This window comes from Flavobacterium sp. (genome assembly GCF_031409475.1).
Taxonomy (GTDB): Bacteria; Bacteroidota; Bacteroidia; order Flavobacteriales; family Flavobacteriaceae; genus Flavobacterium.
On sequence record NZ_JANNXH010000008.1, the window covers coordinates 90,088 to 105,966 of the forward strand.

General features: G+C 32.8%; 13 protein-coding genes. 8 read left to right on the plus strand and 5 right to left on the minus strand.

Annotated elements, in window-relative coordinates; translation table 11 throughout:
* The first annotated feature begins 171 nt into the window (after positions 1 to 171).
* Complete coding sequence (gene ccsA / locus RMO53_RS01740; protein WP_310377626.1) at positions 172 to 3,357, plus strand: cytochrome c biogenesis protein CcsA; 3,186 nt, start codon at positions 172 to 174, stop codon at positions 3,355 to 3,357.
* A 117-nt stretch (positions 3,358 to 3,474) separates the two neighbouring features.
* Here the strand turns inward: ccsA and RMO53_RS01745 are convergent, their stop codons facing one another.
* A complete protein-coding gene (locus RMO53_RS01745) occupies positions 3,475 to 4,263 on the minus strand; it encodes an anti-sigma factor (protein WP_310377627.1) in 789 nt (262 codons plus the stop codon).
* The gene (locus RMO53_RS01750; RefSeq protein WP_310377628.1) at positions 4,260 to 4,793 is read right to left on the minus strand and encodes a sigma-70 family RNA polymerase sigma factor; all 534 of its coding nucleotides are present in this window, start codon (positions 4,791 to 4,793) and stop codon (positions 4,260 to 4,262) included. Before RMO53_RS01750 ends, RMO53_RS01745 begins: the two co-directional genes overlap by 4 nt.
* Before the next feature lie 242 nt (positions 4,794 to 5,035).
* Here RMO53_RS01750 and RMO53_RS01755 point away from each other — a divergent pair, with 242 nt between their 5' ends.
* From RMO53_RS01755 to RMO53_RS01780, 6 genes are all read left to right on the plus strand, one after another.
* Positions 5,036 to 5,686, plus strand: coding sequence for a DUF4331 family protein (locus tag RMO53_RS01755; protein ID WP_310377629.1), 651 nt, complete (start codon positions 5,036 to 5,038; stop codon positions 5,684 to 5,686).
* Positions 5,687 to 5,709: 23 nt separating this feature from the next.
* Positions 5,710 to 6,285 carry a DUF4331 family protein gene (locus RMO53_RS01760; RefSeq protein ID WP_310377630.1) on the plus strand — a complete coding sequence of 192 codons (576 nt, stop codon included), beginning with the start codon at positions 5,710 to 5,712 and terminating at the stop codon, positions 6,283 to 6,285.
* A gap of 71 nt (positions 6,286 to 6,356) precedes the next feature.
* Positions 6,357 to 6,896, plus strand: coding sequence for a DUF4331 family protein (locus RMO53_RS01765; RefSeq protein ID WP_310377631.1), 540 nt, complete (start codon positions 6,357 to 6,359; stop codon positions 6,894 to 6,896).
* Between the two features lie 55 nt (positions 6,897 to 6,951).
* Positions 6,952 to 8,247 (plus strand): hypothetical protein, encoded by a 1,296-nt coding sequence (locus RMO53_RS01770; protein ID WP_310377632.1) that lies wholly within the window; start codon positions 6,952 to 6,954, stop codon positions 8,245 to 8,247.
* The gene (locus tag RMO53_RS01775) at positions 8,247 to 10,448 is read left to right on the plus strand and encodes a TonB-dependent receptor plug domain-containing protein (protein WP_310377633.1); all 2,202 of its coding nucleotides are present in this window, start codon (positions 8,247 to 8,249) and stop codon (positions 10,446 to 10,448) included. Before RMO53_RS01770 ends, RMO53_RS01775 begins: the two co-directional genes overlap by 1 nt.
* 438 nt (positions 10,449 to 10,886) lie before the next feature.
* Positions 10,887 to 11,459: a glutathione peroxidase gene (locus RMO53_RS01780; RefSeq protein WP_310377634.1), complete on the plus strand. Its 573-nt coding sequence runs from the start codon at positions 10,887 to 10,889 to the stop codon at positions 11,457 to 11,459.
* Between the two features lie 91 nt (positions 11,460 to 11,550).
* Here the strand turns inward: RMO53_RS01780 and RMO53_RS01785 are convergent, their stop codons facing one another.
* Together RMO53_RS01785 and RMO53_RS01790 are read right to left on the minus strand one after the other, a co-directional pair.
* Entirely contained in the window at positions 11,551 to 12,498 is a 948-nt protein-coding gene (locus tag RMO53_RS01785; protein ID WP_310377635.1) for a tRNA-dihydrouridine synthase family protein, read from the minus strand.
* Positions 12,499 to 12,547: 49 nt separating this feature from the next.
* On the minus strand, positions 12,548 to 13,045 hold the full coding sequence (locus RMO53_RS01790; protein ID WP_310377636.1) for an N-acetyltransferase family protein: 498 nt from the start codon (positions 13,043 to 13,045) through the stop codon (positions 12,548 to 12,550).
* A 165-nt stretch (positions 13,046 to 13,210) separates the two neighbouring features.
* Here RMO53_RS01790 and menD point away from each other — a divergent pair, with 165 nt between their 5' ends.
* A complete protein-coding gene (gene menD, locus RMO53_RS01795; RefSeq protein WP_310377637.1) occupies positions 13,211 to 14,875 on the plus strand; it encodes a 2-succinyl-5-enolpyruvyl-6-hydroxy-3-cyclohexene-1-carboxylic-acid synthase in 1,665 nt (554 codons plus the stop codon).
* Position 14,876: 1 nt separating this feature from the next.
* Here menD and RMO53_RS01800 read toward each other — a convergent pair whose 3' ends face one another.
* Positions 14,877 to 15,878 (minus strand): PorP/SprF family type IX secretion system membrane protein, encoded by a 1,002-nt coding sequence (locus tag RMO53_RS01800; RefSeq protein WP_310377638.1) that lies wholly within the window; start codon positions 15,876 to 15,878, stop codon positions 14,877 to 14,879.
* Between the last annotated feature and the right edge of the window lies 1 nt (position 15,879).

The following is a 15,879-nucleotide window of genomic DNA, read 5'->3' on the forward strand; positions in this document are numbered from 1 at the left end:
AAAAACAATTCTATTAATCCCGAAGTTTCAGGATTAAGTAAACGGCAAAATATAAAGTTTTAATTAAAATAGCGTCAACTTAATTTTAGATTAAATTAACAATTGTACACAGAAACAAGTCAAGATTTTTGAGTATTTTTGTGGCACTTTTTTACACAACAATTTTTATAAATGGATAAGAAATATTACTCCTTTTTATTTTCTACACGGTTAATGGCCTTTTTATTTATTGCATATGCAGTTGCAATGGCTACAGGAACTTTTATCGAAAGTAAATACAATACTGATACTGCAAAAATATGGATCTACAATGCGTGGTGGTTTGAGGCAATTCACTTGTTTTTCTTGATGAATTTTATTGGTAATATCAAGCGATATCAATTATTGAAAAGAGAAAAATGGGCTACTTTATTACTTCACTTATCTTTTATTTTTATACTCTTGGGCGCATTTGTAACCCGTTATATCAGTTACGAAGGCATGATGCCCATTCGCGAAGGCGCAGCTGCAAATGAAATTTTTTCAGATAAAACCTATCTCACACTATTTGTTGACGGAGAATACAAAGGCGAAATGAAACGTAGAGTTTTCGAAAAACAAGTCCTGCTTTCGCCAGTTACCAATAATAATTTTTCGATTGCTGATAATTTTGCAGATACTCAATTTGAGGTAAATTATGCCAATTTTATCATGGGCGCAAAACAGTATATCAAAGCTGATGGTAAAGGTATTTTGTATCTAAAATTAGTCGAGGCTGGAGAAGGCGGACGTGAAGAACATTTTTTAAAAGAAGGCGAAGTTCAAAACATTCACAATGTACTTTTTGCTTTAAACAAACCTACTGCTGGAGCCATAAATATAAACACTACCGGCGAAAGTTATACGATCCAAACACCATTTGAAGGAAATTTTATGCGCATGGCTGATAAGTTCCAAGGTAAGGTTACCAAAGATAATGTGCAACCTTTGATGATGCGTTCGTTATACAGCATTGGCGAAATGAGGTTCGTATTTCCTGATCCTGCGGTAAAAGGAATCGTTGCTTACGAATCTAAAAATGATTTTAAAGCTAAAAATAATGAAGATGCGGTAACCATAAAAATCACTGCAGAAGGACAACAAAAAGAGGTAACACTTTTAGGTTCGGAAGGAAAAATTGGAGAATCACAAACGGTTAAAATTGGCAAACTGGACTACACTTTTTTCTACGGTAGTAAAGCGTATGTTTTGCCATTTAAGATTAAATTAAACGATTTCATTGCAACAAAATATCCAGGAACTGAGAAAAGTTATTCCTCGTTTGAAAGTCAAGTTACCGTGCAAGATTCGACGAAACCGTTCGATGCGAGAATTTATATGAATAATGTGCTGGATTTTAAAGGGTTTCGTTTTTTTCAATCGGGATTTGATCCCGACGAAAAAGGAACTATTTTATCAGTAAATCATGATTTCTGGGGAACATGCATTACTTATGGTGGTTACTTTATGTTGTTTTTTGCAATGATGTCTATTATGTTTACAAAACATTCTCGCTTTGCAGATTTGAAACGAAAATTAGAAATTGTCAAAAACAAGAAAGTAAAATTGCTATCAATCCTTATTTTATTATTCAGTTTTAATAGTTTTGCCCAAAACCATGATGGTCATAATCATGCTGAAGGCGAAAATCATTCTGCAAAATCAATTATCGAAAGACCTACACCAACCGAAGCGGAATTAGAAGTAGCGTTGAATAAAAGCAAAGCTTCAGAAGTGCATGCAGCAAAGTTTGGACGTTTAATTATTCAAGATGCTGGCGGAAGAATGAAACCCATTAATACTTTTTCATCGGAATTGTTGCGAAAAGTAAGTCATTCTGAAACCTACAAAGGCATGAATTCTGATCAAGTATTCTTGTCAATGACGCATGATGGTAATACTTGGATACAAGTTCCTTTGATTTATATAAAATCAGGAAACGATAGTATTCGTAAAATTATTGGGATAGATTCCAAAGCAAAATATGCTCCATTCATCGCCTTTTTTGATAAAGAAGGAAATTATAAATTATCAAAATACCTTGAGGACGCATTCAAAACTGCAAACCCTAATCAATTCGAAAAAGACTTTATCGAAACCGACAAAAAAGTGAACTTAATGGAATCCGCATTGAGTGGTCGAATTCTTAAGATTTTCCCGATTCCTAATAATGCAAATAACAAATGGATTTCGTATCTAGAATTGAACGAATCAGGTATGAAAGGAATGGATTCGACCTATACCAAAAGCATTTTGCCTTTATATTTTGGAGCTTTAAGAAATGCAATTGAAACTAAGGATTACAAAACCGCTGATGAATTAATAGAAAGTATCAATGGTTTTCAGAAAAAATTTGGAAGTAAAGTACGCCCAAGTGATGATAAAATATCTTTGGAAATTCTCTATAATAAATACGATGTGTTCAAGAAATTACCGTATTGGTATATTACAGCTTCGATTTTGATGTTGTTGTTTACGATTCTTACTATTTTCAAAGAACGAAAAGTATTGAATTATTTGGTCAACTTCATGCATGTTATTATAGGATTGTTATTTAGTTTGCACACATTGGGATTAATCGCTCGATGGTTTATTTCGGGGCATGCGCCGTGGAGTAATGCTTATGAATCTATTATCTATGTAGCTTGGGCAACCATGTTTTTTGGGCTGGCTTTCGATAGAAAATCCAAGCTTACTGTGGCTTCATCTGCTTTTGTTACCGCAATGATTTTGATGGCAGCTTATATGAACTGGATTGATCCAGAAATTGCAAATTTGCAACCGGTACTTAATTCGTATTGGCTAATGATTCACGTAGCAGTGATTGTTGCCAGTTATGGACCGTTTGCATTAGGAATGATTTTAGGTGCAGTTTCGTTATTGTTGATTTTGTTTACCAATGAAAAAAACAAAGCCAAAATGGATTTAAACATTCAAGAAATCACTTATATCAATGAAATGGCATTGACTATTGGATTGATAATGTTAACTATTGGAAACTTCCTTGGCGGACAATGGGCAAACGAAAGTTGGGGTCGTTATTGGGGTTGGGATCCAAAAGAAACTTGGGCATTGATAAGCATTATGGTGTATGCCTTCGTGATTCACGCTCGTTTTGTGCCTTCTTTAAGAGGAAAATGGGTTTTTAATTTAATGAGCATGTTTGCTTTTATCTCCATTTTATTTACGTACTACGGAGTAAATTTTCACTTGGTAGGATTGCATTCGTACGCAAGTGGTGAGGCAAAATCATTGGATTGGATTTATTATTCGTTAGCTGGAATTACATTATTTGGTGCTATTTCTTATCCAAAATATAGAAAGTATTACAAGAAATAAAAAAGATTCCAGCCTTTTGATGGTTGAAATCATTTTTTTATTCATTTAGGAGTAAGTTTATAAAGCTTCCAGCCTTCAGAAGGCTGGAAGCTTTTCTTATTATTTGAAAAATAAAATTTATACTTTCCCTAAAGTATACAATTGTTCCATTGTTGGCGATTTGCTTCCACCAGCTGGTTCGAGTGTAATTCCAAAAGCTTCTGCATCACCAGTTTTGCTTACTTTAAATAGTTTTTGGTTATTGCTATTAAAGTCTGTTAATAAACCTATGCTAGTAGGTGTAAGTTGAGGTAATAATTTTAGTGACCATATTTGATACACCATTCCATCTGGTGGTTCTGGTAATCCAGTTGCGTCTACATAAACCACTTCGGTTTCTTTGTTCCAATATATTTTTGAATACGATTTTGGAGAAACGGCTTGGCCTGCAAGGTTTATTACAGTATTTTTTGTATCTCGAACTACAGTCAAAGCAGTTAAAGATTCTTTGTTTTTTAAACGCAAATCAATTACTGTTTCTTGCAGATTCGTTTTTTCTTTTTCGACTATTGCAACACTATTTTTAGTTTCGGATAATTGAGTATATTGATATCCAGCGCCAATCATAACAAGAACTGCTGCTGCCCAACCCATATATTGTGGCCAATTATTTTTAGGTTTCATTTTTATCACGTCTCTATTTTTTAAGAATAGTTTCTGTTTAATTTTTTCATAAACATCTGCTGAAATTACAGGCGAAAAACTACTCGATAAATTAATAATGCTATTTTCTATAGCAATAATCTCGGTTTTAATTGCGCTGTCTGTACTTGATATTTGCGCAATTTGATTGGTTTCACTTTCGTTTAATATGCCATAAACATAAAGTTCTAAATCTCCTGAATTTAATAGGTTTTCTATATTCATACTACTTTTAAATAAGTTCTTAAATCGTTAATACAATTTCTATTTTGTGTTTTGACAGTACCAAGAGGAATTGCGAGTTCATCCGAAGCTTCTTGTTGTGTGTATCCTTGAAAGAATAATAATTCAATGATTTGAATGCACTTTGGCTTTAATTTTTTTACAAATTCTCGAATACCAATAGTATCAATTCTATTGATGAGTTTGTTACTGTCGTCCAATAGATGTACGAAATTATCTGATGATAGGTTTTTTTGACTGTTGTTATATCCTTTGGATCTCAATTTATCAATTGCTGTGTTACGTGCAATATTTAAGATCCAAGTGTAAAACCTTCCTTTGCTTTCGGAATAACCATCAATGCTTTTCCAGATTTTCACAAATACTTCTTGCAAAGTGTCTTCGGCATCTTCAGTCTCTTTTAAAAGATTCGATATTACCGAGAATAAACTTTTTGAATACATGTCATACATGATCGTAAAAGCACGTTCATCCTTTTTGAGGATTAACGGAATTAATTCTTCTTGTGTCATTGTTTTGTGTTTTTGTTGTTATTAACATATACGTATGAATTCTATGTTTGGTTTTATAAAAGTAATTTTTTTTTGAAAGCTATTTTATTTCAATTTCTAAATAAAAATAATTGTAAAAAAATAACGATGTAAATATCTGAAAATCAAATATATAAAAAATATTTTTAAATTTCTTTACTTTTTTTAAATCCACATGAAACCTTTTCTCGTAAATCCTTACTTAACCATTAAAATTTAAAAAAATGAAAAAAATTAAAATTGTTTTAGGTCTATCGCTGGTAGCGGTTTCAGGTCTAGTATTTATGGCAGCGGATCACGCAGATGCTCCAGCTGTAACAGGTAATGCAAATGACATTACCGATGTGTATGCTTTTCAAGGGCAAGACACAAACAATATGGTATTTGTAATAAATACGCAAGGATTGTTAACACCTGGAGCAAGTGCTACAGCTATGTTTAACGAAAACACACTAATTGAACTTAACATTGACACCAATGCGGATAATGTTGAAGATCTAGTAATTCAAGCCATTAGAAAAAATGACAAAATGTACTTTTTTGGACCAGTTGCTCCTGGAACAACAGGAGTTACTAGTACAGTCAAAACAACTGCAACGGCTGGAAATGTTGAAATTTCTAAATACGGAAACGCGCCAATTGTGAGTACATCAAATGGGATGAAATTTTTTGCTGGACTAAGAGATGATCCTTTCTTTTTTGATTTAGGACAATTTAAATCAATTCTTGCTGGAAATGCTTCTGGATTTAATAATCCTGGAACAGATTCATTTGCTGGAACAAACGTATTGGCAACTATTATCGAAGTTCCAAAATCATTATTAGGTTCTTCTACCTCAATTAATGTTTGGGCTGAAACAAAACAAAAACAATAATTTAATTTTTAAATTTTAAAATCATGAGAACAAATAAATTTAGAATATTAGTATTGTCTCTCTTTACTGTTTCTGCACTATTCGTAAGCTGCAGTAATGACGAAAACACGACAAATGAAACAAGTGGTTTAGATGCAAACAAATTTGGAGTTAATTTTTCAGGAACATTTGTATTGCAAGATCAAATGGCTCGACCTGCAATAAACACAGTTTTTATTGGATCTGGAGCACCAAAAGATGCTTTTAACACAGCAATTCCGTCTGCAATGGGTGCAACTTATCAAGGTATTTTTCAATCGCGATTGTTAGCATTAAACCCAGGTTATACCACTAATGCACTTGGATTAACTGCTTCACAATTTACAGGAGTATTAGCAACAGACGTATTGAATGTGAGTAAAACTGCACCAACAACTTTCTTTGATGGAACCAATGTACTTACAGGTCGTGCTCTTGCCGATGATGTAATTGATGTGGAATTGTTATTGATTTTTGGTGGACCAACAGGAGCTTCAAATGCTGCTCTAACATCGGATCATGTCAATTCAAATGACAAAACATTTATGACATCATTTCCCTATTTAGCTTCGGCTTGGTAAAAAAAAGTAATCAGAGCGTTGGTTTACTGCGCTCTGATTTAATTCTTTATAAATAATATAACACTATAAAAATGAATAAATATAAAATAATAACCATGTCATTTGTTTTTGCAACAGCGCTATTTGCAAGTTGTGATGATAATGATAATTCTTCTAAATCACCTGATTTTGTGGGTAGTTATGTGCAACAAGATCAAATGGCTCGACCTGCAATAAATACTGTTTTTATTGGCTCAGGCGCACCAAAAGACGCTTTTAACACTGCAATACCATCGGCAATGGGAACTGCATATCAATCTGTTTTTCAATCAAGATTGTTAGCTTTAAATGCAGGTTATACAACAAATGCATTGGGTCAAACCGCAGCTCAACTTACCGGTTTGTTAGCAACCGATGTTTTGAATGTAAAGAAAACTGGAACAACCACTTTTTTTGACGGCACAAATATTTTAACAGGTCGTGCTCTTGCCGATGATGTTATTGATGTTGAATTACTCTTGATTTTTGGTGGACCAGCCGGAACTTCAAATGCGGCATTAACTTCGGATCATGTTAATGCAAATGACAAACCCTTTACTGCTTCATTTCCATACTTGGCAACTGCCTGGTAAAAGTAATAATACAGAGCGTGTTGTTTAATGCGCTCTGTTTTTAATCAACAACAAAATGAAAACAACAAAAACACTATCAATCATATTTTTTACAGCTTTGCTAATGCTAAGTTGCAATCAAAAAACTAACAAGATTATTGCTCCAAATGATTACAATAAATATCTAGAAATTAAAGATAATAAATCGAAAGATTTTACGCTAAATGAAATCAATTTTTGGCAAAAAAAATACGACAAAGCACCCAATCAAACTTCTTTTTTAAGCTTATTAGCTTCTAATTATTCGAACCTTTTTGAAAACACAGGAAATGTAAAATACTTGTATAAAGTGGAGGAATTATTATTGCAAGTCAATCAAGAATATAATCATAATGAGGTTGGTCCAATTCGCTCATTGGCGAGAAATTATATTTCGCAACACCGTTTTAAAGAAGCTTTAGTCCTAGCAAACAAGGCTTTGGCTATTGGTGAAGGAATGAAAGAAACCCAAAAATTACTTTTTGATGTCAATATGGAATTAGGAAACTATGCTACAGCCAATAAAAATTTAAAGGCAATTACAGATAAAAATGATTTTGATTATTTGATTCGGGTTTCAAAATGGAACGATCATCTAGGCGATATCAATACAGCGATTTCATTTATGGAAAAAGCGAAGGATATTGCAATAGTAAATGATAGTAAATACCTCAAAGTCTGGAGTTATTCTAATCTTGGTGATATGAATGGTCACGCAGGGAATATTCAAAAATCCTATGATTATTATCTGAAAACCTTAGAATTGGAACCTAATAATTCATACGCTTTAAAAGGAATTGCTTGGATTGCGTTTTCGCACGAAAAAAACACCATTGAAGCAACCCGAATTATTGACATTATTTCAAAAACACACAACACTCCCGATTTTTATTTGCTTAAAGCACAAATTGCTGAATATGAAAATAATCAAGCTTTAAAAAACGAAAATTTAGCAGCCTATTTTAATATGTTAAGCACCATAAATTACGGAGCTATGTACAACAAATACAATACTTTGATTTATGCTGATGATAAAAATACAGCTACTAAAGCATTGGAAATTGCCAAAATAGAAGTTGAACAAAGACCAACTCCTGATTCATACGATTTATTGTCTTGGTCGTATTATAATTTGGGCGAGAGCAAAAAAGCATTAGAAATTGCAGAGAAATTTGTAGTTGGTAAATCGTTTGAACCTAAATTAAATTATCATTTAGCAACGATATATAAAGCCAATAATAGGATTAAAAAAGTTGCTCCAATAAAAGAGGAACTCTTAAAAAGCACGTTCGAGTTAGGTCCAAATTTGGAGAAAAAAATAATCAATTTATAATGAAGAATCTATATTCACTTTTTGGATTACTTTTCTTCGTGTTTGCGCAAAGCCAAATTCAAAAAGGCGTGGTCAAAGATTATATTGGAAATCCAATAGAAAACGCCTACATTATTAATACCAATTCGCAAAGTCACGCTCACACTAATGAGTTTGGAGTTTTTACTATTGACAAAACCAACAAAAATGATGTGTTAAAAATAGCCTCTTTAGGTTATAAAAAAGCAAATTTTATTTTTGAATTTAATGACTTCAAAATTGTTTTAGAAGAAGAAGTTTATAGCTTGGACCAAGTTGTGATCCAGCCAAAATTAAGTGCAATGAATGTTATCGCCAAAATTGATTTACTAACAGCACCTGTAAATTCATCACAAGAAATTTTGCGAAAAGTACCGGGATTATTCATAGGTCAACATGCTGGTGGAGGCAAAGCAGAGCAACTCTTTTTGCGTGGATTTGATATCGATCACGGAACAGATTTAGCCGTTTCTGTTGACGGAATGCCAGTAAATATCGTCTCTCACGCACATGGTCAAGGCTACGCCGATTTGCATTTTGTGATTCCAGAAACGATACAAAAAATTGATTTTGGTAAAGGAACATATTATGCTAACAAAGGTGATTTTGCCACTGCAGGTTATGTTTCCTTTATTACAAAAGATAAATTAGACAACAATTATATCAGTGTTGAAATGGGACAATTCAATACATTCAAAACCGTTGGGCTTTTTAATTTATTAGATAAACCAAAAAATCAAAACGCCTATTTTGCAACAGAATACATATTGACAGATGGACCATTTGATTCACCACAAAATTTTAAACGCATCAACTTATTCGGAAAATACACGAATGTTTCAGCTGATAACACAAAATTTTCGGTAAATATTTCTCATTTTACAAGCAAATGGGATGCTTCGGGTCAAGTTCCGCAACGATTAATTGACAGTGGAATGATTTCAAGATTTGGTGCTGTTGATGATACCGAAGGCGGAAAAACATCGAGGTCGAATGTAAATGTTTCATTGGTTAAACCAATAAACGAATCCACTTTTATGAAAGCAAATGCTTTTTATTCTAACTATGATTTTGAGTTGTATTCCAATTTCACTTTTTTTCTGGAAGACCCAATAAATGGGGATCAAATCCTTCAGAGAGAAAGACGTGGTATTTTTGGATTAAATACAGAATGGAATAAAAAAGCAACAAATGCTAATTTTCAATTGGGTTTTGGTTTGCGAAATGATGCCACACAAAATACCGAATTGTCTCATACATTGCAGCGTTATACTACATTAAATACTTTGAAATTAGGGAATATAGATCAAACTAATATTTTTTTGTATGCCAATGGGGAATTCGATTTAGGGAAATTAAAAATAAATCCTGCGCTGCGATTTGATTATTTTAAGTTTGAATATCAAGATAAATTAGCAGCAAATTATAAAACACAAACTGAAAATAAAGCAAAATTTTCGCCAAAATTGAATTTTATTTTTACTCAAAATAACAATTTACAATTTTATCTAAAATCGGGTTTTGGATTTCATTCTAACGATACTAGAGTAGTGGTTGCAAGCGATGGAAAGAAAGTTTTACCAACCGCGTTTGGAACAGATTTAGGGATAATTGTCAAACCATTCCCTAAATTATTGATTAACAGTGCGCTTTGGATTTTGAATTTACAAGAAGAGCTAGTTTATGTAGGCGATGCTGCAACGGTAGAAATTTCGGGTAGAACTAAACGTTTGGGTTTTGATTTTGGATTACGCTATCAACTGTCTGATTATGTCTTTTTTGACACCGATGTAAATTATACTTATGCCAGAAGCATTGATGCAGCAAAAGGACAAGATTATATTCCGCTAGCACCAGATTTGACTGCAAAAGCGGGTTTAAATAGTAGTAAATACAAAGGATTTTCGGGTGGATTTCATTACCGTTATTTAAAATCACGTCCTGCAAACGAGGACAATTCGATAGTTGCAAATGGTTATATGGTTTCGGATGTGAACCTTAATTATGAATATAAAAACACCACATTTGGCATTACCGCTGAAAATATTTTTAATACAAAATGGAATGAAACGCAATTTGCTACCCAATCTCGATTACAAAATGAAACAAATAGTGTTGATGAAATTCATTTTACACCCGGTATTCCATTTTATATAAAAGGAAAAGTAACCTACAGGTTTTAATACAGTTTGGTTTGTTTGTTTTGTTCGATGATAGATGCATCATTTGATAGTTGATGTAACTATTGTTTTTGTTGTGAAGCTCAATGGTTTTATATCATTGGGCTTCTTTTTTTTAAATATTAACCCGTTGGGTGTAATTAATAGAAAACTCAATTATTAACAAAATATAAAAATTTAAACGCACAGAAATATAGAAAAAAGAGTTTGATAGACCAATTGCTTCGCCAGTTCGCTATCGCTCGGGTCTTGATTTAACAAAGCTATGTTTCACTATCAAAAAGTGAAACGTCTCAATAAAATGAATTAAAAACTATGTTTCTATGTGTTAAAAAATTATTAATTGAATTACACCCAATGGGTTAAACATTAATAAAACTTTAGTATTTGTAGTAGTAGTTCAAAAGCCATTTTTATTAATTTTATAAAAAATTAATTATTATGAAAAATCTATTTATTTGTACTTTTGGAATATTCCTTCTATGGAGTTGTCAAGGTCAAAACAAGCAAAGTAAAACCGAAGTAGTTATGGAAAAGCAAAGCATTTATCAATTTAAAGTCGAAGATTTATCAGGGAAAACATTTGATTTCTCGACCTTAAAAGGCAAGAAAATCATGATTGTAAACACGGCTTCAAAATGTGGATTAACGCCACAATACAAGGATTTAGAAGCAATTTACAAACAATATAAAGATTCAAATTTTGTGATTGTAGGCTTTCCAGCTAATAATTTTATGTCGCAAGAGCCAGGAACAAATGCAGAAATTGCTACTTTTTGTCAATTAAATTATGGAGTAACGTTTCCTATGATGGATAAAGTTTCAGTAAAAGGAGATGATATGTGTGCGGTTTACCAATTTTTGACTCAAAAATCCAAAAATGGATTGGAAGACAGCGAAGTAGGATGGAATTTCCAGAAATATCTTTTGAATGAAAAAGGGGAATTAGAAAAAGTGATTTCGCCAAGAACTTTGCCAACTGACCCTGAGGTTGTAAATTGGATTAAAGGTTAGTTGCTTTAGTATAATTTTTTTACCATATAAGTCATATAAGTTTATTTAAGTGTTACTCTTAAATAAACTTATATGACTTATATGGTTAATTTTATTTTTCGTTTTTGAAAATACTTGTAACTGCTGCTTCATAATTTCGGATACTCTGTGCTTTTTTAATTTGTTTCAACACTTTGTGCGGGTTAGAAAATGTTGCCGAAAAATACTCCCATAAATGATACATCTTCAATAGAATATGAGTTTGACCTGATAATGACTCACTGTAGATTGCATATAAAGTGTCGTGAAAATCATGGAATAAATCCATTTTGTTTATAGGATATTCATTCGAATTGTTTTTTATCATACTAGGCAAAAATGGATCCGAAATCAATCCTCTCCCAATCATCCAATGGTCAATAGAAGGAAATCGTTCTTGCATTTCGTGAAATTTAGCCACCGAAGTTATATCGCCGTTATAATATAGTTTGTGCTTTGTATTGTCGACGCAAAGTTGAAAAGCATCCAGATTGACTCCGCCTTTGTACAATTGTTTACCAATGCGAGCGTGAATAGCAATGTTTTTAATAGGATAAGTATCTAAAATGGGTAAAACATCCAGAATTTCTTTGGTAGTTTCGTAGCCCAAACGCATTTTCATTGACACAATTATATCAGTTTCGGAATGTGCTCGATCTAGAATATGATTGATTTGCGCTGTGTTTTTAATCAAACCAGAACCCATTCCAGATTTAGTGACCATTGGATACGGACAACCTAAATTCCAATTCAATTCTTTGTACCCTAATTGTTGAACATATTTGGCTACAAATAAAAACTCGTTGGCATCATTTGTAATTACTTGCGGAATCACTTCTAAATCCATATTGTTTTCAGGAAGCAAATCCCTTTCGTACGAAGGTTTAATGGCAAGTTTTCCGTTCAGCCGTATGTAGGGAGAATAGAAGGTGTCGATTCCACCAAAAAGTTTATTTTGGGCATTTCGAAAACGAAAATCGGTAAAACCTTGCAAAGGAGAAGAAAGCAGTGTAAAACTCATACTAGTTGTAAAGCTGCAAATATAGGATTCTTTATTGGCATAGATTTCTTTACTCTAAAATCAATTGCATAAATACCGAGTGCAACCAACGGTCAAATTTATAACCCGATTCCTTGATGATTCCTACGGTTTTGAAACCAAATTTTTCGTGAAATTCAATACTACTTTGATTCTCGGCATCGATAACGGCAATCATAGTGTGGAGTTTTTGTTTTTGGGCTAAATCAATTAATTCTTCGAGTAATAATTTTCCGATACCTTTTCCTTGCAAATCTTCGTTCACATAAACTGAATGTTCCACTGTGAATTTATACGCTTCCCGAAAACGAAACTCGCTATACATTCCAAAACCTACTACTTTGTCATCTAGTGTTGCAACAATGACTGGAAAATTTTTGTTTATTTTCTCTTTTAAAATATTTTTTTGTTGTTCGTAGCTTCTAATGTTGTAATCATATAAAGCAGTCGAATGCAAAATATTGTGATTGATAATAGCCAATATTTCTTGAGTGTCATCGATTTTGTAGGGTCTAATTTTGATTTCCATTTAATAAAATATTTCTTCTCAAAAGTAAGAAAAAGTTCTTCAAATAGAATGAATTCGACTTGCAAGTTTGTAACTTTGCTACAAGTTTGGAGTTGCATAAACTTCTAACTTCTAACTTCCCTGCCTGCCGGTAGGCAGGTAACCTCTAACCTCTAACTTTAAATAATGGTTTACCCCAAAATACCTTTAGCGCAAAGCATCATTCAAATTTGTTTAGCCAAAGGAATCAAAAACATTGTAATTTCTCCGGGTTCTAGAAATGCGCCTTTGACCATAGGTTTTGTGAACAATCCTGAATTCAGATGCTACAGCATTGCAGATGAGCGTTGTGCTGCTTTTTTTGCACTTGGAATTGCACAACAAACCCAGAAACCAGTAGCAGTTGTTTGTACTTCGGGTTCTGCTTTGTTGAATTATTATCCTGCTTTTGCCGAAGCTTTTTATAGCCAGATTCCACTAATCGTGATTTCTGCGGATAGACCTCAAAGCAAGATTGATATTGGCGATGGGCAAACCATACGTCAAGAAAATGTGTTTAAAAATCATTCGCTTTATAACGCTAATTTATCCGAAGCAACTTCGGTCGAAAATGATATTAAAATAAATAAAGCAATCCATAAAGCGATTACAAAAAAAGGGCCAGTTCACATCAACGCTCCATTCGAAGAGCCTTTGTACCAAACGGTTTCTAAACAATCAGTTGATGCAATGATTTTGGCTTTGGCCAAAGCGCCTAACAAGAAAATAGCAATCGATGAAATCATTGAGTTTACCAATATTTGGAATCAATCCAAAAAGAAATTAATTCTAATTGGTGAAAATAAACCCAACGAAATAGACAATGAAATCATAGAATTTTTGGCTAATGATGATTCAGTCGTAGTAATGACAGAAACTACCTCAAACCTGCATCATCCTTCGTTTTTGAATCATATTGACACTATAATCACCCCATTTTCAAACAAAGAATTTAAGAGTTTTCAACCGGATATACTGATTACTTTTGGCGGAATGGTGGTTTCCAAAAGAATAAAAGCGAACTTACGTAATTATAAACCGAAACATCATTGGCACATTGATACTTTGAGAGCGTATGATACTTTTGGCAGTTTGACTAAACATTTTAAAGTCCATCCCAATCAATTTTTCAATCAATTTTTGCGTTTTACTATTGCAATACAAAGTGATTATCGTTCTGTTTTTCAGGAAATTGCAGATTTAAGAGAAAAAAAACACCAGAAATATTTAACCAAAATTCCTTTTTCAGATTTCAAAGCTTTCGAAACGATTCTTCAGCGTTTACCAGAAAATAGTCAGTTGCAAATTAGTAATAGTTCGGCCATTAGATACGCACAATTATTTGACATAAATTCTTCTATAGAAGTTTTTTGTAATCGAGGAACCAGCGGAATTGATGGAAGTACTTCTACTGCTATTGGTGCGGCTGTTGCGAGTCAAAAACCAACAATTTTAATTACAGGTGATATAGGATTTTTGTATGATTGTAATGCCTTGTGGAACGAATATATACCAAAGAATTTCAAAATTATCTTAATCAATAATGGCGGCGGCGGTATTTTTAGGATTTTGCCTGGACATGAAGAAACGCCAGTTTTTAATAAATTTTTCGAAACTTCACATTGTTACACTGCCGAACAATTGGCAAAGATGTTTGGTTTTGAATATAGTACAGCTAGTGATGAAATAAGTTTAACAAAAAATTTAACTGCTTTGTATGCGCAAAACGACAAACCTAGTATTCTAGAAATTTTCACGCCTACGAGGGAGAATGATAGGGTTTTGTTACAGTATTTTAAGGAGTTATATTGATTTATCGTCCAGTATAATTAGGACAACCAAAGCATTTAACATCTAAATTGAATTGATACGTTAGTGACAATTCATATATGCCTCCTGTTTTTCCAATTTTTGAGGTGTTTAAATCATACGAAAGTCCGAAGCGTAAATTGTCATATTGCAATCCTGTAAAAAGATTAACAGAAGTGAGTAAATGACCGTTATTTCCGTTTTTTGAAGGATTTGTAATCGCAGTTGCTCCAAAAAACATTTTCTCGAATAAAATCGAAGCACCAATATCTAGACGGTTATAACGTCCTTGTTGCATATAATTTGAGGTAATAAACATTTTGGTCTCATACGGAAATAATGTAACATCTATATAGTCTGCCAAAAGAAATTCATAACCTGCACTTAAGGAAAAGAAGGTGTTTAAAGGTACATTTCCGTTTTGGGTAAAAGCAATGTTAGGTTTATTAAGGTGTTTCATAGATAAACCAATCCACATATTTTCGGTATTAAAAACCATGCCTGCGGATACATCAAAAAAACTTATTTTATCGTTTCTCAACAGCGGATCAATCGAACTTGTGTTGATGATGCCAGTTCTAATATTAATTTGATCTTCTAATAATAAATTTTGAAACGCGAATGATTTTAATCCAAAACCAGCTTCTATAGCGGGTCTAAAATCCCAATTATCACTAATCCTTACCTTGTAAGTATAATTTGCATTGATTTGTGAATAATTATAGTTGGTTATATTCTCTCTTTGGTTTAAAATACTAACTCCAAAACCACTATTCATGTTTTCGTTCCAAGTGTTTACAAAAACGTAGTCAGTATCAATTTTTAAATCTAAATCGGGCCATTGTTCTCTGTGTATGACTCCAGTATATGTGGTTTCCATAAAGCCAGAAAAACCTGGATTTAGGGTTTCTGGAATTAAAAAATATTGTGTAAAAACAGGATCTTGAGCCCTTATTTTTGAATAAAAGAAACAGAAAATAATTGTAATAAATAGTTTAATTCTCATT